The organism is Roseateles sp. (assembly GCF_052436255.1).
In the GTDB taxonomy this organism is placed as follows: domain Bacteria; phylum Pseudomonadota; class Gammaproteobacteria; order Burkholderiales; family Burkholderiaceae_C; genus Pelomonas.
Genome location: NZ_JBQVNP010000088.1, coordinates 1 through 22,195, shown reverse-complemented (window position 1 = coordinate 22,195; position 22,195 = coordinate 1). Strand labels below are relative to the sequence as shown.

Here is a 22,195-nt window from a genome sequence, read left to right as displayed (position 1 = left end):
CCTGGGCGTGGGCGCCTCGGGCTGGATCCTGCAGTTCACCGGCTTCGATGCCAAGCAGGACATCCAGACGCCGGAGGCCATCTTCTGGATCCGCATCCTGCTGTCGGGCATCCCCGTCATCGGCCTGGTGCTGGCGCTCGTGGCCATCCTGCGCTTCCCGCTGACGGAAGGCCGCATGGGCGACATCCGCAAGCAACTCGAAGCCACGCGTGGCCGCGTCTGAGGCCGCTTCCCCACCGAACGCTCAACACCCACCCAAGACATGCGCAACCGCAAGACGACCCTGATGCTGAACGCGCTGGGGCTGGCCCTGGCCACCTTCGCCCACGCCGCCCCACCCGTGCCGACGGCTCCGCCGTTCGCGTGGAAGTCCAGTGCGCCGCTGGTCCGGCCGCCCGCCGACGCCCCGCACATCCTCGGCGTCAAGGACCCCACCATCGTCCATCACGATGGCCGTTACCACGTCTTCATGACCACGGCCGGCAAGGGCGGCTGGCACATGGCATACACCAGCTTCGCCCGCTGGGAGGACGCGCCCCAGGCGCCTCTGTTCATGCTGGACAAGTCGCCCATCGGCCCCGGCTACCGCGCGGCACCTCAGGTCTTCTACTTCGCGCCGCAAAAGCTCTGGTACCTGATCTTCCAGGGCGGCGACCCGCTGTACTCCACCACCACGGACATCAGCGACCCCAAGTCATGGACGGCACCCAAGCCCTTCTACGCCGCCGCGCCCGACATCGTGAAGGTCGACAACGGCAAGGCGGCCTGGCTGGACTTCTGGATCATCTGCGACGACAGCAAGTGCCACCTCTTCTTCACCGACGACCACGGCAGCTTCTACCGCGCCGAGACGCCGATCGAGCGCTTCCCGCAGGGCTTCTCCACACCGGTCGTCGTCCTGAAGGAGAAGCGCGAGGACCTCTTCGAGGCCAGCAACACCTACAAGATCGCCGGCACGAACCAGTACCTCACCCTCGTCGAGGCGATGGGGCCGGGCGGCCGCTACTTCCGCGCCTGGACGGCCGACCGCCTTGAGGGCCCGTGGAAGCCCATGCCGGGCGCACCGATGAACCTGTTCGCCGGCGCGCAGAACGTCAGGTTCCAAGGCCGCGTCTGGTCCGAGGGCGTGTCCCACGGCGAACTGGTCCGCGCCGGCATCGACCAGACGCTGGCCATCGACCCCTGCAAACCGCTGCGCTTCCTCTACCAGGGGCTGGACATGCTGCCGGGCAAGAAGTACGAGTACATCGAGCTGCCCTACCGGCTGGGCCTGATCACCGCCACCGGCCCCAACCCCATCAGCACCTTGTGCAAGAAGTGAACGCCACCCAGCAAAACATCCAGGAGACGACATGCGCCGCAACACCTTCCTCACCCTCGGCCTGTTGCTGAGCCTGGCCCCCGCCACCACCGTGCTGGCCCAGGGCAAAGGCACCGTCGGCATCGCCATGCCGACCAAGGCCTCGCAACGCTGGATCGCCGACGGTGACAACATGGTCAAGGCCTTCAAGGCGCTGGGCTACCAAGCCGATCTGCAGTACGCCGACGACGAGATCCCGGTGCAGCTGTCCCAGGTCGAGAACATGCTGACCAAGGGCGTGAAGGCGCTGGTCATCGCCTCCATCGACGGCAGCACGCTGTCGGGCGTGCTGAAGAAGGCCGCCGAGAAGGGCGTCAAGGTCGTCGCCTACGACCGGCTGATCCGCGGCTCGGCCAACGTCGACTTCTACGCTACGTTCGACAACTTCCAGGTGGGCGTGCTGCAGGCGGCTTCCATCGTCGACAAGCTGGGCCTGAAGCAGGGCAGGGGCCCGTTCAACCTGGAGGTGTTTGCCGGCTCGCCCGACGACAACAACTCGGGCTTCTTCTACGACGGCGCGATGAGCGTGCTCAAGCCCTACATCGACGGCGGCAAGCTCGTCATCCGCAGCAAGCAGACCGGCGCGATGAAGGTCGGCATCCTGCGCTGGGATGGCGCGACTGCCCAGGCGCGCATGGACAACCTGCTGTCGGCCTTCTACGGCAAGGAGAAGCTGCACGCCGTGCTGGCACCGGCCGACATCCTGTCCATCGGCATCATCTCGTCGCTCAAGGGCGTGGGCTACGGCACGCCCAAGCAACCCATGCCCGTCATCACCGGTCAGGACGCCGACCTGCCCTCGGTCAAGGCCATCCTGCGCGGTGACCAGACCTCCACCGTCTTCAAGGACACGCGCGAGCTGGCCAAGGTCACCGCCGGCCTGGTGGACGCTGCGCTGTCCGGCCGCACGCCGATGGTCAACGACACCAAGACCTACAACAACGGCGTCAAGGTCGTGCCCTCCTACCTGCTCAAGCCAGTGGCCGTGGACGCCAGCAACGTCAAGAGCGTGCTGGTGGACAGCGGCTACTACAAGGAAAGTCAGCTGAAGTGATGCAAGCCCAGGTGCGGTCGGACGCGCTGCTGGAGATGCGCGCGATCCAGAAGGAGTTCCACGGCGTCGCCGCGCTGCGCCATGTCGAACTCACGGTGCGGCATGGCGAGATCCATGCCGTCATCGGCGAGAACGGCGCCGGCAAGTCCACGCTGATGAAAGTGCTGTCCGGCGTCTACCCGCATCCGGAGTACGACGGCGAGATCTGGTTCGACGGCCGGCTGCAGCGCTTCTCTGGCATTCGCGACAGCGAGGCGCTGGGCATCGTCATCATCCATCAGGAGCTGGCGCTGATCCCGCAGCTGTCCATCGCCGAGAACCTCTTCCTCGGCCATGAGCAGGCCCGCCACGGCGTGATCGACTGGGACCGCACCCACCAACGCGCCGTGGACCTGCTGCGCCAGGTGGGGCTGGACGAATCGCCCCACACCCTGATCGCCGACATCGGCGTAGGCAAGCAGCAGCTGGTCGAGATCGCCAAGGCGCTTGCCAAGGACGTTCGGCTGCTCATCCTCGACGAGCCGACCGCCAGCCTCAACGAGGACGACAGCGCGGCGCTGCTGGCACTGCTGAAGCGGCTGCGCGCCCAGGGCGTCAGCTGTGTGCTGATTTCGCACAAGCTCAACGAGATCGCCGAGGTAGCCGACACCATCACCGTGCTGCGAGACGGCGCCACCATCACGACACTGGACTGCCAGCACGCGCCGCCTGCCGAGGCCGCCATCGTGCAGGCCATGGTGGGCCGCGAGATGCAGGACCGCTACCCCAAGCGCCAGCCCAACCCCGGCGAGGTGCTGTTCGAGCTGAAGGACTGGTGGGTGGAGCACCCGCTGCATGTCGGCCGCGAGGCCGTGAAGGGCGTGAACCTGAACGTGCGCCGCGGCGAGATCGTCGGCATCGCCGGCCTCATGGGCGCGGGCCGCACCGAACTGGCCATGAGCGTGTTCGGCCGTTCCTGGGGACGGCGCATCCGCGGCTCGGCATGGATGAATGGCCGGCAGGTCGACGTGTCCACGGTCAGGCGCGCCATCCGGGCAGGCCTGGCCTACGTCACCGAGGACCGCAAGGGCCTGGGCCTGGTGCTGCAGGACAGCATCGCCCGCAACACGTCGCTGAGCCGGCTGGAGGGCGTGTCGCACCACGGTGTCGTGGACGACGCCGCCGAGTTCCGCGTCGCCAGCGACTTCCGACAGCGCCTGGCCACCCGCTGCGCCGGCGTGCACCAGTCGGTGGGAAATCTCTCGGGCGGCAACCAGCAGAAGGTGGTGCTCGCCAAGTGGCTGTTCACCGATCCCGAGCTGCTCATCCTCGACGAGCCCACCCGCGGCATCGACGTCGGCGCCAAGTTCGAGATCTACAGCCTCATCGCCAGCCTCGCGGCACAGGGCCGCGCCATCCTGATGATCTCGTCGGAACTGCCCGAGCTGCTGGGCCTGTGCGACCGCCTCTACCTCATGAACGAAGGGACATTCGTCGGCGAGATGCCGGTCGCGGGTGCGACCCAGGAAACCGTCATGCACGCCCTTCTGCGCACCCATTGAGAACAACCGCCATGCTCCCCTCTTCCCTGCGCCACTTCATGGCATCGCACCTGCGCGACTACGGCATGCTGCTGTCGCTGGTCTGCATCATGGGCTTCTTCCAGGTGCTCACCGACGGCACGCTGCTGCAGCCGCTGAACCTCACCAACATCTTCCTGCAGAACAGCTACATCGTCGTCATGGCGCTGGGCATGCTGCTGGTCATCGTGGCCGGGCACATCGACCTGTCGGTGGGCTCGGTCTGCGGCTTCATCGGCGCGCTGGCCGCAGTGCTGATGGTGGAGATGGGCTGGCCGGTGCTGCCGTCGGCCGCGCTGTGCCTTGCTGCCGGCGCGCTGGTCGGCGGCCTGCAAGGCTGGTTCGTCGCGTATCTCAAGATTCCCTCCTTCATCGTCACGCTGGCCGGCATGCTGGTGTTCAAGGGCCTGGCGCTGGCGCTGCTGAGCGGCCAGTCCATCGGCCCCTTCCCCGAGAGCTTCCAGCTGCTCAGCAGCGGCTTCCTGCCCGAGCTGGGCGAAGGCGGCGAAGGCCATCCCATGTCGCTGCTGCTGGGCTTCACGCTGGTCGCGGCCCTGGCGCTGCGCGACCTGCTGCTGCGCCGCAAGGCCGCGAGGTTGGGCAACGCCGCCGAGCCGCTGGCGCTGTTCCTGCTTCGCGTGTCCGCGCAGTCCGCGGCCCTGGGCGGGCTGATGTGGCTGATGGCCTCCTACAAGGGCCTGCCCAACGTGCTGCTGCTGATGGTGGTGCTGATCGGGTTGTATGTCTTCATCACCCAGCGCACCACGCTGGGCCGGCGCATCTACGCCCTCGGCGGCAACGAACGCGCGGCGCGGCTGTCGGGCATCCCGACGGAGCGGCTGACGCTGCTGTGCTTTGCCAACATGGGCGTCATGGCGGCCCTGGCCGGGTTGGTATTCGCAGCGCGTCTGAACACCGCGACGCCGAAGGCCGGGCTCGGTTTCGAGCTGGACGTCATCGCCGCCTGCTTCATCGGCGGCGCCACCGCCACTGGGGGCGGCGGCAAGGTGTCGGGCGCCGTCATCGGCGCCTTCGTCATGGGAGTCATGAACAACGGCATGTCCATCCTGGGTATCGGCATCGAATGGCAACAGGTCATCAAGGGCGTGGTGCTTCTGGCCGCCGTCGTATTCGACGTCTACAACCGCCGCAAGGGCTGAGGGCCGCCGCACCATGAAGCGCGTGGTGCTGGCCGCCGCATTGCTGGCCGGGGCAGGGGTCAAGGCCGAGAATCCTGGCGCAGTGCTGCGCATCGTCGCGCCGACCAACCAATCCATGCCGCTGCTGAAGATGGCGGGCGTCGAACCGGTCGAAGGCCTGCTCAAGGATGTTGGCGAGGCGCTCGCCGGCATGCTGGGTCTGAGGCCGCTGTTCATTGCGCTGCCCAGCAAGCGCGCCGGCCCTGCGGTGGCCTCGGGGGCCGCCGACCTGCTCTGCTACGTCAAGCCCGGCTGGCTGGACGACACCGTCCTATGGACCCGCCCCTTTCTGGTAGGCGTCGGCGTCATCGCCGCACACCCTGCCGCCCCGCCGCTGACGAGCCTGCACGAACTCAGGAACGAACCCTTGGGCACGGTGCTGGGCTACCGTTACCCCGTCCTCGACCAGGCCCTCATGCAGCCGATGCGGCGCGAGGACGTGCCCGATGCAACGATCAACCTGCGCCGCTTGGCCCTGGGCCGCGTCCGCTACGCGATCACCGACCGCGCCACCCTCGAACACTTCCAGAAAGACCACCCGGACAGCGGCCTGCGCGAGGCCCTCGAGGTCGAGCACTACCAGCTGGGTTGCGCGCTCTCTCCGGAAAGAGCCGCCCTGCTGGGGCCGTTGAACCGCGCCATCGAACGCCTGCAGGCCGACGGCACGCTGAAAGCCCTCTACGACCACTACAGGTAATACCAGATTCTCGTCGTGTAGAATTGGTCATACCACTTGTGCGCGAAACCGCGCATTCGATCGCCCGCAGTGGCGCACATTCCCAATGGGAGACAACCATGTCCGATCTGAGTAAACGCAACTTCCTGGTGACGCCACTGCTGGCCGCCGCCGGTGTCGGTGCCGCGCGCGTCGCACAAGCGCAGGCGTGCGTGCGCCCAGCACCCGCTGCGTACAAACCGCCACCCTCGTCGGGCGGCCCCTTCACAGCCGCAGCCGATTCGCTGCGGGCGGCGGCGGTGCCGTCCTGGTTCCGTGACGCCAAGCTGGGCATCTGGTCGCACTGGGGCCCCCAGGCCGTACCCGGCCAAGGTGATTGGTACGCACGATTCATGTACGTGCCCGGCCACCCTCACTACGAGCACCATGTCAAGACGTATGGTCATCCGTCCGAGGTCGGCTACAAGGACATCCTGCAGCGCTGGAAAGCCGAGCGCTTTGAGCCCGAGGCGCTGATGGACCGCTATGTGGCCGCAGGCGCCAAGTACTTCGTCTCCATGGGCGTGCATCACGACAACTTCGACCTGTGGAATTCCAAGCACCACCGCTGGAATGCCACCAAGCTCGGCCCCATGCGCGACGTGGTGGGCGACTGGGCCCGTGCCACGCGCAAGCGCGGTTTGCACTTCGGCGTGTCGGAGCACCTGGGCGCCAGCCACAACTGGTGGTGGACCAGCCACCAATGCGACCAGTTCTGGCCCAAGCTCGGCGTGGCCTACGACGGCGCCAAGCCGGAGAACTTCGATCTCTACCATGAGCCGCATGACACGCCCTACCTGAACCGTGGCGGCGACTGGTACACGAACAATCCGAAGTTCCACGAGATCTGGTACCGCCGCGTCGTCGACCTCATCGACAGCCACCAGCCCGACCTGCTGTACTCCGACGGCGGCATTCCCTTCGGCGAAGTGGGGCGGGCCGTGATCGCGCACCTGTTCAACACCTCGATGCGCCGCCACGGCGCGATGCAGGCCGTCTTCAACCACAAGTCGCTGGGCTCGGGTGAATTCATCCGCGAGGTCGGCGTGCAGGACGTCGAGCGTGGCGTGCTCGAAGGCATCAACCCGCTGCCGTGGCAGACCTGCACCTCCAATGGCGACTGGTTCTTCTCCGAGCACGACCGCTACAAGACGCCGGCCCAGGTACTGGCGATGCTGTGCGACATCGTCAGCAAGAACGGCAACATGCTGCTCAACGTGGTGCAGCGTGCCGACGGGACACTCGCGCCCGAATCCGATCGGCTGATGACGGAGATGGCGGCGTGGATGAAGGTCAATGGCGATGCCATCCACGGCACGCGACCATGGAAGGTCTACGGTGAAGGCCCCACCTCGGCCGCAAGCGGTGCGTTCAAGGAGGACACCCTGTACACGCCGCAGGACATCCGCTTCACCACCAAGGCCGGCGCGCTGTATGCGCTGACACTGGGCGAACCCAAGGGCACGGTGAAGATCGCCTCGTTGCGGCGCGGCAGCCCGCATGAGGCGCGCGCCGTGCGCCGCGTCGAACTGCTGGGAGCGGGGCCGCTGCCCTTCCGCCAGACCGCGCAGGGGTTGGAGGTCGACGTGCCCGAACGCCTGCCAAGCCGCCACGCCAGCGCTCTGCGCGTCGCCTTCGGGTGAGCATGCCGCCGGCCGCGCATTCCGGTGGCGAACCGGAGGGTTTGCGATGGTCTTACCAATATCGCCCGTATGTCAAAGTGGCATGACCGAAAACTCACTGCCAACGGTTCGATGATCCCTGCCGCCATCACCTCGCTCGACGTGCCGTTGCTGCGCATGCAGGGCGTCTGCAAGCGCTTCGACAACGTCGTCGCGCTGCAGGGGGTGGCCTTGGATGTGCGCGCAGGCGAAGTGCATGCCATCTGCGGCGAGAACGGCGCCGGCAAGTCGACGCTGATGAAGTTCCTCAGTGGCGTCTACACACCGGACGACGGCGAGATCCGCATCGATGGCGCGCCGGTGCGCATCGCCGGCCTGCAGCAGGCGCAGACGCTGGGCATCGTCATGATCCACCAGGAGCTGAACCTGGTGCCCCACCTCACCGTGGCCGAGAACATCTGGCTGGGCCGCGAGCCCAGGCGCGGCTGGTTCGTCGACCGCGAGCACCAGCGCGAAGGCGCCCTCGCCTGCCTGCAGCGCCTGGGCGTGGACATCTCGCCCCACGCCCAGATCGACACGCTGTCCATCGCCCAGCAGCAGATGGTGGAGATCGCCAAGGCGCTGTCCATGCAGGCGCGGCTGCTCATCATGGACGAGCCCACCTCGTCGCTGGGCGAGGCCGACGCTGCGCGCATGCTGAAGGTCGTGCAGGATCTCAAGCGCGAGGGCGTGGGCATCCTCTACATCTCGCACCGGCTGGACGAGCTGGCCCACATCGTCGACCGCGTCACCGTGCTGCGCGACGGCCAGTACATCCGCACGCTGGACTGGGCCGCCACGTCCATCGACGAGATCGTCAGCCTGATGGTCGGCCGCGAGCTCAACCAGCAGTTCCCGCCGATCACCCGCCGGCCCACCGGCGAGGTGCTGCTGCGCGTGGCCGGGCTGGCGCGCCACGGTGTCTTCGGTCCGGTGGACTTCGAGTTGCGGCGAGGCGAGATCCTGGGCTTCGCAGGCCTGGTGGGCGCCGGTCGCACTGAAGTGGCGCGCGCCATCTTCGGAGCCGACCTCGCCGACGCCGGCAGCGTGGAGTTCGCTGGCCAGCGGCTGCGCATCCGCTCGCCGCGCGACGCCATCGCCGCGGGCATCGCCTACGTGTCCGAGGACCGCAAGGCCCACGGCCTGGCCGTGAACATGAGCGTGGCCCACAACATCACGCTGGCCAACCTGGCCGAGGTGGCCAGCGGCCTGGGCTTCATCGACGCCGCCCGCGAGCGTCGGACGGCCGGGCACTTCATTGACCAGCTCGGCATCCGCACGCCCTCGCCGGAGCAGCTCGCCCGGCTGCTGTCGGGTGGCAACCAGCAGAAGGTCGTGATCGCCAAATGGCTGTTCCGCCAGGCCCGCGTCATCCTGTTCGATGAGCCCACGCGCGGCATCGACGTCGGCGCGCGCTATGCGATCTACGCCCTGATGGACCTGCTCGCCGCACAAGGCGTCGGGGTCGTCATGATCAGCTCGGACCTGCCCGAGATCATGGGCCTCACCGACCGCGTGGCCGTCTTCCGCCAGGGCCGCGTGGCCGGTCTCCTCGAGACCCGCCGCTGCACCCAGCATGACGTCATGCACCTCGCCTCGGTCGCCCCGGCCGAGGCCCCCCTGCCGCCCGCCGCGGCACTCGCATCCCAAGGCCCATGAACGACCGCCAGAAAGACCTCATCCAGAAGTTCGCCGCGCTGGCGGGCCTGTTGCTGCTGACCCTCGTGTTCTCGCTGACCAGCGAGGCCTTCTTCTCCGTCGGCAATGCGATGACCGTGTCGCTGCAGGTCACCTCCATCGTCTACCTCGGCATCGGCGCCACCTTCGTCATCCTGACGGGCGGCATCGACCTGTCCGTGGGCTCGGTGCTGGCCCTGTCGGGGGTTGTCGCGGGCCTGCTGGTCAAGACCGGCCTGCCCGTCAGCGCGGCCATGTCGCTGGGCGTCGTCGTCGGTGCGCTGTGCGGCGTCATCAACGGGCTGTGCGTCACGCGCCTGCGGTTGCCGCCCTTCATCGCCACGCTGGGCATGATGCTGGTGGCCCGCGGCGTCGCGTTGCAGATGACCGATGCACGCGCCGTTTCCGGCCTGGGCGAGGCCTTCGGCACGCTGGGCAACGGCGCGCTGTGGCGCATCGAGGAGATCGACGCGCAGGGCTTCCCCAACGTCGTGTTCCCCGGCATCCCCTACCCCGTGCTGCTGATGGTGGTGCTGGCCGTCGTCGCGGGCCTGCTGCTGCGCCGCACGACGCTGGGCCGCCATATCCATGCGGTGGGCTCCAACGGCGAGGCCGCCCGCCTCTCGGGCGTGGACGTGGGCCGCGTGACCATGTTCGCCTACGTCGTGTCTGGCGCGCTGGCCGGGCTGACGGGCTGCGTGCTGATGTCGCGCCTGGTCACCGCCCAGCCCAACGAGGGCGTCATGTACGAACTGGACGCCATCGCCGCGGCCGTGATCGGCGGCACCTCGCTGATGGGCGGCGTCGGCACCATCTCCGGCACCGTCATCGGCGCCTTCGTCATCGGCATCCTGCGCAACGGTCTGAACATGAACGGCGTCTCGTCGTTCACGCAGCAGATCATCATCGGCTGCGTCATCCTTTTCACCGTCTGGATCGACCAGCTGCGCAACCGCCGCTGACTACAAAACCCCTGGAGACAAGCATGCAACGCCCCCTGCCCTTCCCGCGCCTGGCCCTGCTGAGCGCCGCCCTCGGCCTGCTCGGTGCCGGTGCCCAGGCCGGCGAGATCGCCGTCATCGTCAAGACCACCAACTCCACCTTCTGGCAAAACGTCAACAAGGGCGCCACGGCCGGCATGAAGGAGGTCAGCGGCCACACCATGACCTTCTCCGGCCCGGCCAGCGAATCGGCCATCGCCGACCAGGTCAACCTCGTCGAGAACGCCGTCAACCGACGCGTGGCCGGCATCGTGCTGGCACCGTCCGACCCCGATGCGCTGGTACCCGCCATCAAGAAGGCCTGGGAGGCGCGCATCCCCGTCGTGCTGATTGACTCGCAGGTGTCGGACAGCGGCAAGACCTACTACCAGTCCTTCCTGACCACCGACAACCGGGCCGCCGGCGAGCTGTGCGCCAAGGAACTGATCGCCAAGATCGGCACCACCGGCAAGGTGGCCGTCATGTCCTACGTCGCCGGTGCCGGCTCCGAGGTCGGGCGTGTGGGCGCCTTCACCACCTACCTGAAGGCCAACTCCAAGCTGCAGATCATCGGGCCGTTCTACTCGCAGTCGCAAATGGCCACGGCGCTGAACCAGACCACCGACGTGCTGGCCGCGCACAAGGACCTCAAGGGCATCTTCGGTGCCAACGAGCCCACCGCCGTGGGCATGGGCCGTGCACTGGTGCAGAGCGGGCGGGCCGGCAAGGTCGTCGCCATCGGCTTCGACGGCAATCAGGACCTGCAGAAGTTCGTCGCCGATGGCGCGCTGGCGGGCATCGCCGTGCAGGGTTCCTACCAGATGGGCTTTCTGGGCGTGAAGACCGTGAACGACATCCTGCAGAAGAAGACGGTGCCCAAGTTCCGCGACACCGGCGTCGTCTGGGTGACCCAAGACAACCTGGCGTCGCCCCAGGCCAAGGCCGTCCTGTACTGATGCTGCTCAGACGTTCCACCCTGCTGCGCATGAACAAGTTCCCGAGCCGCCCCCTGGCCGGCACTGGCCTGCGCCTGAGCACGCTGGGCCTGGGTGCTGCAGCGCTGGCGGGGTTGTACGACGCCGTCGATGGCCCCACCGCCGCCGCCACGCTGCAGACGGCCTGGGAGCAGGACCTGCGCTTCATCGATACCGCACCCTTCTACGGCTACACGCGCAGCGAGGGCCGCGTGGGCGCCTTCCTGACCGGGCGGCGCCGCGGCGGCTTTGTGCTTTCGACCAAGGTCGGACGCGTCATGGTGCCCGACGACGGCGTGCGCCCGGGCGATGACGGCTGGGCCGACCCGCTGCCGCTGCGGCCCGTCTTCGACTACAGCCACGACGGCGTCATGCGCTCCTTCGAAGCCAGCCTGCAGCGCCTGGGCGTGCAACGCATCGACATCCTGCTGGTGCACGACATCGGGCGCGCCACCCATGGCGACAGGAACCAGTTCCACTGGAAGGCGCTGACCGAGGGCGGCGGCTTCCGGGCGCTGCAGGCCTTGCGCAGCCAGGGCCTGGTGCGCGCCATCGGGCTGGGCGTCAACGAATGGGAGGTCGCCCAGGACGCGCTCGCTGCCGCGCCGTTGGACTGCGTGCTGCTGGCCGGGCGCTACACCCTGCTTGAACAGGGCGCGCTGCCCTTCTTGGACCGCTGCGCGGCACAGGGCGTGGGCGTCATCATCGGCGGTCCGTTCAACTCGGGCCTGCTGGCCGGCCAGGCCCGCTACAACTACGGCAGCGTGCCGCACGACATGCTGCAGCGCGCCCGCGCGCTGGCCGAAACCTGCGCCGAGTTCCGCGTGCCGCTGGAGGCCGCGGCGCTGCGCTTCCCGCTGGCCCACCCCGCTGTCGTCAGCGTGCTGGCCGGCATGCGCTCACCCCAGCAGGTCATCGCGAACGTGAGCTGGATGCGCCGCCCGCTGCCCGATGACCTCTGGCCCGCGCTGCGCCACCGCGGCCTGCTGCACGCCGAGGCGCCGCTGCCCGCAGCCTGCGCCAAGGAGGCCTGATGCAGGTCGACGCCCACCAGCACTTCTGGCGGCTGGCCGACCGCGAGGGCCACTGGCCGCCCGCGTCTCTGCAGGCTCTCCACCGCGACTTCGGCCCGCAAGACCTGGCACCGCATCTGCATGCGGCCGGCGTGGAGGCGACCGTGCTGGTGCAGTCCCTGCCCAGCGTCGCCGACACGCGCTGGATGCTGTCGGTCGCTGCGCAGACACCGTGGGTGCGCGGTGTCGTCGGTTGGGTGGACTTCAAGGCCGCCGACGCCGCCGCGCAAATCGACGACCTCGCGCGCGACCCGCTTCTCAAGGGCCTGCGGCCCATGTTGCAGGACCTGTCCGACACCGACTGGATCGCCGACCCCGCCTGCGATGCGGCGGCCCGGGCCATGCAGCGCCACGGGCTGGTCTTCGACGCCCTGGTGCTGCCGCGCCACCTGCGCGCACTGCACCGGTTCGCCCGCCGCCATCCCGGCCTGACGCTGGTCATCGACCACGGTGCCAAGCCCCCCGTCGCCAGCGGCGTGATCAAACCCTGGCTTACCGACATGGCCGCGCTGGCCACCCTGCCCCAGGTGCACTGCAAGGTCTCCGGCCTGCTGACCGAGGCCGGCGAACGCCGCGACGGCGGCGCGCTGCAACCCTATGTGCAGACGCTGTGGCTGCTGTTCGGCCCCACGCGGCTGCTGTGGGGCAGCGACTGGCCGGTCGTCAACCTCGCCTGCGACTACGCCAGCTGGTGGGCAATGGCCCACGACCTCGTTCAACGCCTATATCCGTCACCCCAGCCGGACGACATACGCGCGCTCTTCGGCGACAACGCCGCCCGCCTCTACCGCCTTTGCCCATGCTGACCGTCTCCTGCGAATCGCCCGGCCATCTCGTCGCGCTCGACCGCCCCCGCCCCACCCGCCAGCCCGGTGAGGTGCTGCTGCGCGTCAAGCGCGTGGGCGTCTGCGGCACCGACCTGCACATCTTCACCGGCAACCAGCCCTACCTCGCCTATCCGCGCGTGATGGGGCATGAGCTGTCCGGCATCGTCGAGGAGGCCGAGCCCGACAGCGGCCTGGCACCCGGCGATGCGGTCTACGTGATGCCCTACCTGTCCTGTGGCGACTGCATCGCCTGCCGCCAGGGCAAGACCAACTGCTGCACCCAGATCCAGGTGATGGGCGTCCACCGCGACGGCGCCTTCGCCGAGTTCGTCAGCGTGCCGCGCCGCTTCGTCGGCCGCGCCGACGGCATCACGCTCGACCAGGCCGCCATGCTGGAGTTCCTGGCCATCGGCGCGCATGCGGTGCGCCGCTGCGAACTGAAGCCGGGCCAGCGCGTGCTGGTCGTCGGTGCCGGCCCCATCGGCCTGGGCGTCATGCTGTTCGCCCGGCTGCGCGGCGCCCAGGTGAGCGCCATCGACGGTCGCGCCGACCGTCTGGCCTTCGCACGCGAGCACATCGGCGTCACCCATACGGTGCCGCTGGGCGACGCCGACGAGGCTCAGCTGTCAGGCCTGACGGACGGCGAGTTCTTCGACGTGGTCTTCGACGCCACCGGCAACCGTCAGGCCATGGAGCGGGGCTTCCGCTTCATCGCCCACGGCGGCAGCTATGTGCTGGTGTCCATCGTTCAGGGCGAGCTGACTTTCTCCGACCCCGAGTTCCACAAGCGCGAGGCCACCCTGCTGGGCAGCCGCAACGCCACCCTGGACGACTTCGAGACCGTCATGCAGGCCATGCGCGACGGCCTGGTCCCCGATGCGGCGCTGGCCACGCACCGGCTCACGCTGGCGGAAGTTCCCGCGGGATTCGCCAAGCTGCTGGACCCGACGCAAGGCGTCATCAAGGCGCTGATCGAGTGCTGACCGCCGGCCACCCCATCCTGCAATTCGGCACCAGCCGCTTTCTGCAGGCCCATGTGGACCTGTTCGTCGGCGAAGGTGAAGACGCGCTGGGCGGCATCACCGTCGTGCAAGGCACGGACAGCCCGGCCAGCACGCGCCGCGCCCAGGCGCTGGCCGACGGCTACGAGGTGCACGTCCGCGGCCTGCTCGACGGCCGGCCGGTGGATGTGCGCAAGACCTGCCGCGCGGTCCGCGAGGTGCTGCACGCCCGCAGCGACTGGGCCGGGCTGCGCGAACGCGCGCGCGGCCCGGTGCGGGTCATCGTGTCCAACACCGGCGACAGCGGGTGGGCGCCGGCCGGCCTGGACGACGCCGCGCTGCTGGCCGAAGGCGCTCCCGCACCGGCGGCCTTTCCCGCCCGCTTGCTGGTGCTGCTGCACGACCGCTGGCGGGCGCAGCCTGCCGCAGCACTGACCCTGCTGCCCTGCGAGCTGGTCTCGCGCAACGGTGATGCGCTGCGCGAGCTGCTCACCACGCTGGCGGCCACCTGGCGCTGCGCAGCGGCGTTCATCGGCTGGCTGCACGGCCATGTGGTGTGGGCCAATTCGCTGGTGGACCGCATCGTCTCCGAGCCGCTGGAGCCGGCCGGCGCCGTGGCCGAGCCCTATGCGCTGTGGGCCATCGAGCTGCAGCCGCGGCTGGTGCTGCCGTGCCGCCACCCGGCCATCGTGCTGACCGACGACCTGGCCCGCCACGAGCGCCTCAAGCTCTACCTGCTCAACCTCGGCCACACGCTGCTGGCCGAGGGCTGGCTGCGCGGCGGCCTGCCCGCCGACATGACGGTGCTGCAGGCCATGCAGGCCCCCGCGCTGCGTGAGCCACTGGAGCAGGCCTGGCTGCAGGAAGTGCTGCCGGTGTTCGACGCACTGGCCCAGGGCGACGAGGCGCGGACCTACCTCGCGGGCCTGCGCGACCGGCTGCTCAACCCCTTCCTCGCGCACCGACTGGCCGATATCGCGCAGAACCACGCACAGAAAAAGGCGCGGCGGCTGCAGCCGGTCATCGAGCTGGCCGCGCGCCATCGGCCGGGCCTGGCCCAGCCGCTGCTCCAGGCCGCGCTGGCCACCTCTTGAACAAGGATGACGCAATGCAACGCATGGGCATGGTGATTGGCATCGCGCCGGAGCACATCGCCGAATACAAGCGCCTGCACGTGGCCGTGTGGCCCGGCGTGCTGAACCAACTGGCGCTGTCCAATATCCGCAACTACAGCATCTTCCTGCGCGAGCCGGAGAACCTGCTGTTCGGCTACTGGGAATACCACGGCAGCGACTTCGAGGCCGACATGGCCGCCATCGCCGCCGATCCCGAGACCCGCCACTGGTGGACCTTCTGCAGCCCCTGCCAGCGCCCGCTGGAAAGCCGCGCCGAGGGCGAGCACTGGGCCATGATGGAGTGCGTGTTTCATGTCGACTGACCTGATCCAGCTCCACGCACGCGACAACGTCGCCGTGGCGCGCGTGGCGCTGGCGGCCGGTAGCGAAGTCCGGCATGCCGACGGGGCGACGCTGCCCGTGCGCGACGCCATCGCCGCCGGCCACAAGATCGCGCTGCGCGCCATCGCCCCTGGCGAGCTGGTGCTGAAGTACGGTCAGCCCATCGGTATGGCCAGCCAGGCCATCGCGGCTGGCGAGCACGTGCATGTGCACAACGTCGAGATGGGCACCACGCTGCCGGCACAGGCCGTCGATGCCGGCACGTCGGCAGCGAACCGGCCGCAGGACGCCGCCAGCTTCGAAGGTTATGTCCGCGCCGATGGCCGCGTCGGCACGCGCAACTACATCGGCGTGCTGTCGTCGGTGAACTGCTCGGCCACCGTCTGCAAGGCCATCGCCCGTGCCTTCGAGGCGCCCGGCGCGCTGCCGGGCGTGGACGGCGTGGTCGCCATCACCCACGGCAGCGGCTGCGGCATGAGCGACGGCGAAGGCCTGGCGCTGCTGCGGCGCACGCTGCGCGGCTACGCGCTGCATCCCAACTTCGCCGCCGTGCTGGTCATCGGCCTGGGCTGCGAGGTCAACCAGGTCGGTGCGCTGCTGGACGGGCTGGACGGCGGCGCGCGCGTGCGCAGCCTCAGCATCCAGGGCGAAGGCGGCACGCGCGAGGCCATCGCCACCGGCCAGGCGCTGGTGCGCGAGCTGGCGGCGGAGGCCGGCCAGGCGAGGCGCAGCACGGTGCCGGCTTCCCGGCTGGTGGTGGGCCTGCAATGCGGCGGCTCGGACGGCTATTCCGGCATCAGCGCCAACCCGGCGCTGGGCGCGGCGGTGGACTTGCTGGTGAGCCATGGCGGCACGGCCATCCTGTCCGAGACGCCCGAGATCTACGGCGCCGAGCACCTGCTGACCGCGCGCGCCACGTCGCCCGAAGTCGCCGACAAGCTGATGGCGCGCCTGCGCTGGTGGGAGGACTACGCCGAGCGCAACGGCGCCGAGCTGGACAACAACCCGTCGCCGGGCAACAAGGCCGGCGGCATCACGACCATCCTGGAGAAATCGCTGGGCGCCGTCGCCAAGGCCGGCAGCAGCGCGCTGACCGATGTGGTGGGCTATGCCGAGCCGGTGCTGGGCCCGGGCCTGGTGTTCATGGACACGCCGGGCTACGACCCCGTCTCCGCGACCGGCCAGGTGGCCGGCGGCGCCAACCTGATCTGCTTCACCACCGGCCGCGGCTCCACCTATGGCTGCAAGCCCACGCCGTCGCTGAAGCTGGCCACCAACACGCCGCTGTTCGAGCGCATGTCGCTCGACATGGACTTCAACGCCGGCGGCATCGTCGACGGCACGCAGACCGTGGCCGAGGCCGGCGAGGCGCTGTTCCGGCTGATGCTGGACACGGCCTCGGGCGGCCTCACCCTCAGCGAGGAACATGGCCTGGGCGACAACGAGTTCGTGCCCTGGCAGCTCGGCGCCGTGATGTGAGTCATCGACGCTCCATTATTTGGTCATGCCAAATTTGGTAATTTTTCGTTTGTTCAAGCGTTTACCCGGTGAGTAATTGCCCAATCAGCGCATGAACATCGCGCCTGTTCCGATTTGGTATGACCAAATGGATGGCGTGATGAACCGCATGTCGCCATGCAACTGCTGAAGCGGAACGTCCATACAACACGCCGGCGACTGACCGGCAGCTGGAGACAAACCGCGATGAAAACCTGGATCCTCGCGCCCCTGGTGGCGTCCGTACTCGCGCTCGCCGCAGCGCCCCACGCCCAAGCCCAGTCCTACCGCTGGGGCAACGTCGCCATGGGCGGCGGCGGCTACGTGACCGCCGTCATTCCCAGCAAGACGCAGCGCAACCTGTTCTACGCCCGCACCGACGTGGGTGGCGCCTACCGCTGGGATGCGACGAACTCGAAGTGGGTCCCGCTGCTGGACAGCTTCTCGCAGGACGACGTCGGCCTGTACCACGTGGAGTCGATGGCGCTGGACCCGAGGAACAACGGCGTCGTCTACCTGGTCGCCGGCGTGCCCTACCACAGCAACGGCAAGACGGTGGTGATGCGCTCCACCGACTACGGCGCGAGCTGGAGCCGCATCACCGACGTGAGCAACCTCTGGCGCGCCAATGGCAACGGCATGGGCCGTGGCAATGGCGAACGCATCCAGGTCGACCCCGGCAACAGCAACCTGCTCTATGTCGGCTCGCGCGCGAACGGCCTGTTCAAGAGCACGGACGCTGGCGCCACCTTCTCGCGGGTGACCTCGCTGCCGGTGACCACGACGCCCAACGGTGCCGGCATCAGCTTCGTCCTGCTCGACCCCGGCAGCGTGGTCAACGGCGTGGCCCAGCGCCTCTTCGTGGGCGTGTCGCGCTACGGCTCGGTCGGCACCAGCTTCTACCGCAGCGACAACGGCGGCGCCAGCTTCACGGCGGTGTCCGGCGCGCCGACGGCCTACATGCCCCAGCGGGCGGCCCTGGCCAGCGACGGCAACCTCTACGTCACCTACGGCAATGGCGCCGGCCCCCATTCGGCCGGCGACGGCGGCAAGGACGTCAACCCGCCCGAGCCGCTGGACGCCGGCCAGGTCTGGAAATACAACGTCTCCGGCGGCAGCTGGACGAATGTGACGCCGTCGACGATGTCGCGCGCCTTCTCCGGCGTCTCGGTGGACCCCTCCAACGCCCAGCGCATCATCATCTCCACCAGCAACACCTGGTGGCCACAGCGCCCGAACGCCAACGGTGACCGCTTCTTCCTGTCCACCAACGGCGGTGCGACCTGGACCGACCTCGTGGCCAAGGGCTTCAACTTCGACGCCAACGGCGTGAGCTGGATCTCCACCGAGTCCATCCACTGGACCACCGACATCCAGTTCGACCCCTTCGACAGCAAGGTCGCCTGGGTCGTGTCCGGCAACGGCGTATTCCGCTCACCCAATGTCGATGCTTCCGCCCCGACGTGGACCTTCACGGTCAAGGGCATGGAGGAGACCGTGCCGCTGGGCGCGGTGAGCGTGCCCGGCGGTCCGCTGGTCACCGTCATCGGCGACTTCGACGGCTTCCGGCACACCGGCAGCATCGACGCCTACGGCCAGGTTCACAACCCGCGCATCGGCACCACCTCGGGCCTGGCCGTCGCGGCGGGGGCGACCTCGACCATGGTGCGCGCGGGCAGTTCGATGAAGCGCTCCAGCGACACCGGCGCGACCTGGACCGACGTGGCCGGCGTGAAGGGCAGCCACGGCACGGTGGCACTGTCGGCCAACGGCGGCACGCTGCTGCATACCTTCCGCGCCAAGGACCAGCCCTCGACCACCTGGCGCTCCACCAACTTCACGAGCGCCTCGCCGACCTGGACCGCCGTGGGCGGGCTGAGCGCGAATGATGTCGTCCCCGTGGCCGACCCGCTGAACTCGAACAAGTTCTATGTCTACGACAGGGGCACGGTGCGCGTCAGCACCAACGGCGGCGCGAGCTTCAGCATCACCGCCACGCTGGCGGACTGGGGCTCGAACCTCATCCGCACGGCCCCCGGCCGCGAGGGCGACGTGTGGGTGGCGCTCAACGACGGCGGCCTGGCGCGCTCGACCAACTCGGGCACCTCGTTCAGCAGCATCGCCAACGTCAGCCATGCCGGCGCCGTCGGCTTCGGCAAGGCCATGGGCGGCTCCAGCTACCCCACCGTCTTCATCTGGGGCACGGTGGGCACCGGCAAACGCGGCGTCTACCGCTCCACCGATGCCGGCGCCAACTGGGTGCGCGTGAACAACGACGCCGCCCAGTACGGCGGCCCCGGCAACGGCCGCTTCGTCGCGGGCGACATGAACACCGAGGGCCGCGTCTACATGAGCACGGTCGGCCGCGGCCTGGTCTACGGCACGCCGGCCGGCGGCATGCTGCAGGTGCGGCACAGCAGCAAGTGCCTGGACGTGCTCGGCGCCAGCAGCAGCGCTGGCGCCACGGTGATCCAGTGGGCCTGCAGCGGCGGCACCAACCAGCAGTGGAGCTTCGAGGATGCCGGCAGCGGCTGGTCGCGCGTGAAGGTCGCGCACAGCGGGCAGTGCCTGGACCTGGCCAGCCAGAGCACGGCCAACGGCGTCGCCGTCGTGCAGGCCAGCTGCAACGGCAACACGAGCCAGCAATGGGCCACGGAGGACATGGGCGGCGGCTACTTCCGCATCAAGTCGCGCTACAGCGGCCTGTGCGTGGACGTGAACGCGGCCAGCACCAGCGACGGCGCGTCGGTCATCCAGTGGGCCTGCGGCACCGGCAACAACCAGCAATGGAAGAACTTCTGACCCACGCATGAAGACCACGAGGCGCGGGGCGGCGCTTTCCGCCATCTCCCTGTTGTTGTCCGCCTGCGGCGGCGGTGGGTCATCGGGCGACGGCGCCCCGATGCCCCCCCCGCCGGCGCCCCCGGCGCCTCCTCCTCCCCCAGCCCCGCCACCCCCTCCGCCGCCCCCGCCGCCGCCCCCCGCACCGGCCGGCTATCGCTGGGGCAACGTGGCCATGGGCGGCGGCGGCTATGTGCCGGGCGTCATCGCCAGCACGACCCAGCAGCATCTGTTCTACGCCCGCACCGACGTCGGCGGCGCCTACCGCTGGGACCATGCCAGCAGCCGCTGGGTGGCTCTGCTGGACTTCGTCTCCGAGGCCGATGTCGGCCTGCTGGGCGTCGAATCCCTGGCCCTCGATCCCAAGAACCCGGCCGTGCTCTACGTGCTGGCCGGCACCTCCTATTTCAGCAACGGCAAGACCGCCGTGCTGCGCTCCACCGACTACGGGGCCAGCTTCTCGCGCATCACCGACGTGAGCGCGCAGTTCCGCGTGCACGGCAACGGCATGGGCCGCGGCAATGGCGAAAAGCTGCAGGTCGACCCCGGCGACAGCAACGTGCTGTACGCAGGCTCGCGCAACAACGGCCTGTTCCGCAGCACCGATGCCGGCGCCACCTTCACCCGCCTGGCGGGGCTGCCGGTGACCACCACGCCCAACGAGGCCGGCATCGCCTTCGTGCTGCTGGACCCCGCCAGCGTGGCCGGCGGTCGCGCCCGGCGCATCCTGGTGGGCATCTCGCGGTTCGACTCGGTCGGCCCCAACCTCTACCGCAGCGACGACGCCGGCACCAGCTTCACGCCGGTCGCGGGCGCGCCCACCGGCTTCATGCCGCAACGCGCCGTCGCCTCCGGCGACGGCCATGTCTACATCACCTATGCCAACGGTGCCGGCCCGCATGGCAACGCCCAGGGCGCGGCCGACCGCGGCCAGGTCTGGAAGTACCAGGTCGCCGGCGGCGGCTGGACCCAGGTCACGCCGGCGGGCAGCACGTCCGCCTTCTCGGGCGTGACGGTGGACCCGAAGAACCCGCAGCGCCTGCTGATCTCCACCGTCAACACCTGGTCGCAGCAGGGCGGCAACTGGGGCGACCAGTTCTTCCTGTCCACCAACGGCGGCGCCAGCTGGACCAACATCGTGCAGCGCGGCTTTGCGATGGACACCGACGGCGTCAGCTGGATCGCCGGCAACAGCATCCACTGGGCCAGCAGCATCGAGTTCGACCCCTTCGACACCAAGGTGGCCTGGGTCACGTCGGGCAACGGCGTGTTCCGCTGCGCCAACCTCGATGCCACGCCGGCCACCTGGACCTTCGCCGTGCGCGGGCTGGAGGAGACCGTGCCGCTGAACCTCGTCAGCGTGCCAGGCGGCCCGCTGCTGTCGGTCATCGGCGATTACGACGGCTTCCGCCACACCGACATCGACGCCTACGCCCCCATCCACACGCCGCGCGTGGGCACGACGTCGGGCCTGGCGGTCGCGCCGGCCAACACCTCCGTCGTCGTACGGGCCGGTGGCAACAAGCTCTATCGCTCCGCAGACAGCGGTGCGACCTGGACCCAGGTGGCCGCGCAGGCCACGACCTGGCAGGTGGCACTGTCGGCCGACGGCAAGACACTGCTGCACACGAACCGGTCCGGCAACACCAACGCGACCTACCGCAGCAGCGACTTCACGAGCGCCAACCCCACCTGGACCACCGTGGCCAGCCTGAACGGCAGCGCAGCACGGCCCATCGCCGATCCGCTCAAGTCCAACAAGTTCTACGGCTACGACAGCGACAACGGCCGCGTGCTGGTCAGCAGCGATGGCGGCGCCAGCTTCATGACGGCGGCCACGCTGGCCACGGGCGGCTCGCCGCTGCTGCGCGCCGCACCCGACCGCGAGGGCGACCTGTGGGTGGCGCTGGGCGGCGGGGGCCTGAGCCGCTCGACCGACTCCGGCGCCTCCTTCACCCAGCTCGCCAACGTCGGCCACTGCGCGGCCGTGGGCTTCGGCAAGACGATGGCCGGTGCGAGCTACCCCACCGTCTTCCTCTGGGGCGAGGCCGGCGGCGGCAAGCGCGGCCTGTACCGCTCCACCGACGCCGGCGCCAGCTGGACCCGCATCAACGACGACGCCCATCAGTTCGGCGGTCCGGGCAACGGCCAGTTCGTCGTCGGCGACATGAACACCGAGGGCCGTGTCTACATGAGCACCGTCGGCCGCGGCCTCGTCTACGGCGTGCCGCGCTGAGCGGGCGCCGAACACGCCACGGCCGCCTGCCCGATCCGCACAGGAATGCCCCCGTGAACCGACCCACCGCTGGCTGGCGAGGCG

Annotated in this window: 18 protein-coding genes; all 18 read left to right on the top strand. The window is 69.1% G+C overall.

Translation table 11 applies throughout. From position 1 onward, the window contains the following. Positions 1 to 223 (top strand): MFS transporter (locus ACT6S0_RS18120; RefSeq protein ID WP_444765190.1); only part of this gene is annotated, 223 nt, incomplete at its 5' end. A 39-nt stretch (positions 224 to 262) separates the two neighbouring features. Continuing rightward, the gene (locus tag ACT6S0_RS18115) at positions 263 to 1,321 is read left to right on the top strand and encodes a non-reducing end alpha-L-arabinofuranosidase family hydrolase (protein ID WP_444765189.1); all 1,059 of its coding nucleotides are present in this window, start codon (positions 263 to 265) and stop codon (positions 1,319 to 1,321) included. 31 nt (positions 1,322 to 1,352) lie between these two features. Further along, positions 1,353 to 2,414 carry a multiple monosaccharide ABC transporter substrate-binding protein gene (gene chvE / locus ACT6S0_RS18110; RefSeq protein WP_444765188.1) on the top strand — a complete coding sequence of 354 codons (1,062 nt, stop codon included), beginning with the start codon at positions 1,353 to 1,355 and terminating at the stop codon, positions 2,412 to 2,414. Then, positions 2,414 to 3,955: a multiple monosaccharide ABC transporter ATP-binding protein gene (mmsA, locus tag ACT6S0_RS18105; protein ID WP_444765187.1), complete on the top strand. Its 1,542-nt coding sequence runs from the start codon at positions 2,414 to 2,416 to the stop codon at positions 3,953 to 3,955. Before chvE ends, mmsA begins: the two co-directional genes overlap by 1 nt. A gap of 11 nt (positions 3,956 to 3,966) precedes the next feature. Further along, positions 3,967 to 5,133, top strand: a complete 1,167-nt coding sequence (gene mmsB / locus ACT6S0_RS18100; RefSeq protein ID WP_444765186.1) for a multiple monosaccharide ABC transporter permease — start codon at positions 3,967 to 3,969, stop codon at positions 5,131 to 5,133. Between the two features lie 13 nt (positions 5,134 to 5,146). After that, a complete protein-coding gene (locus tag ACT6S0_RS18095; RefSeq protein ID WP_444765185.1) occupies positions 5,147 to 5,869 on the top strand; it encodes a substrate-binding periplasmic protein in 723 nt (240 codons plus the stop codon). A gap of 98 nt (positions 5,870 to 5,967) precedes the next feature. After that, the gene (locus tag ACT6S0_RS18090; protein ID WP_444765184.1) at positions 5,968 to 7,530 is read left to right on the top strand and encodes an alpha-L-fucosidase; all 1,563 of its coding nucleotides are present in this window, start codon (positions 5,968 to 5,970) and stop codon (positions 7,528 to 7,530) included. A gap of 111 nt (positions 7,531 to 7,641) precedes the next feature. After that, positions 7,642 to 9,207 (top strand): sugar ABC transporter ATP-binding protein, encoded by a 1,566-nt coding sequence (locus tag ACT6S0_RS18085; protein WP_444765183.1) that lies wholly within the window; start codon positions 7,642 to 7,644, stop codon positions 9,205 to 9,207. Then, the gene (locus tag ACT6S0_RS18080) at positions 9,204 to 10,187 is read left to right on the top strand and encodes an ABC transporter permease (protein ID WP_444765182.1); all 984 of its coding nucleotides are present in this window, start codon (positions 9,204 to 9,206) and stop codon (positions 10,185 to 10,187) included. Before ACT6S0_RS18085 ends, ACT6S0_RS18080 begins: the two co-directional genes overlap by 4 nt. 23 nt (positions 10,188 to 10,210) lie before the next feature. Beyond that, positions 10,211 to 11,161, top strand: coding sequence for an ABC transporter substrate-binding protein (locus ACT6S0_RS18075; RefSeq protein WP_444765181.1), 951 nt, complete (start codon positions 10,211 to 10,213; stop codon positions 11,159 to 11,161). A 29-nt stretch (positions 11,162 to 11,190) separates the two neighbouring features. Continuing rightward, positions 11,191 to 12,213 (top strand): aldo/keto reductase, encoded by a 1,023-nt coding sequence (locus ACT6S0_RS18070; protein ID WP_444765191.1) that lies wholly within the window; start codon positions 11,191 to 11,193, stop codon positions 12,211 to 12,213. After that, entirely contained in the window at positions 12,213 to 13,058 is an 846-nt protein-coding gene (locus tag ACT6S0_RS18065) for an amidohydrolase family protein (RefSeq protein ID WP_444765180.1), read from the top strand. Before ACT6S0_RS18070 ends, ACT6S0_RS18065 begins: the two co-directional genes overlap by 1 nt. After that, entirely contained in the window at positions 13,052 to 14,062 is a 1,011-nt protein-coding gene (locus ACT6S0_RS18060) for a zinc-binding alcohol dehydrogenase family protein (protein ID WP_444765179.1), read from the top strand. Before ACT6S0_RS18065 ends, ACT6S0_RS18060 begins: the two co-directional genes overlap by 7 nt. Then, the gene (locus ACT6S0_RS18055) at positions 14,056 to 15,174 is read left to right on the top strand and encodes a mannitol dehydrogenase family protein (protein ID WP_444765178.1); all 1,119 of its coding nucleotides are present in this window, start codon (positions 14,056 to 14,058) and stop codon (positions 15,172 to 15,174) included. Before ACT6S0_RS18060 ends, ACT6S0_RS18055 begins: the two co-directional genes overlap by 7 nt. A gap of 14 nt (positions 15,175 to 15,188) precedes the next feature. Further along, positions 15,189 to 15,518 carry an L-rhamnose mutarotase gene (locus ACT6S0_RS18050; RefSeq protein ID WP_444765177.1) on the top strand — a complete coding sequence of 110 codons (330 nt, stop codon included), beginning with the start codon at positions 15,189 to 15,191 and terminating at the stop codon, positions 15,516 to 15,518. Next, positions 15,508 to 17,016 (top strand): UxaA family hydrolase, encoded by a 1,509-nt coding sequence (locus ACT6S0_RS18045; protein WP_444765176.1) that lies wholly within the window; start codon positions 15,508 to 15,510, stop codon positions 17,014 to 17,016. The genes ACT6S0_RS18050 and ACT6S0_RS18045 overlap by 11 nt, the downstream gene beginning before the upstream one ends. A 225-nt stretch (positions 17,017 to 17,241) precedes the next feature. Next, positions 17,242 to 19,836 (top strand): RICIN domain-containing protein, encoded by a 2,595-nt coding sequence (locus ACT6S0_RS18040; protein ID WP_444765175.1) that lies wholly within the window; start codon positions 17,242 to 17,244, stop codon positions 19,834 to 19,836. 208 nt (positions 19,837 to 20,044) lie between these two features. Then, positions 20,045 to 22,111: an exo-alpha-sialidase gene (locus tag ACT6S0_RS18035; RefSeq protein ID WP_444765174.1), complete on the top strand. Its 2,067-nt coding sequence runs from the start codon at positions 20,045 to 20,047 to the stop codon at positions 22,109 to 22,111. Positions 22,112 to 22,195 lie beyond the last annotated feature (84 nt).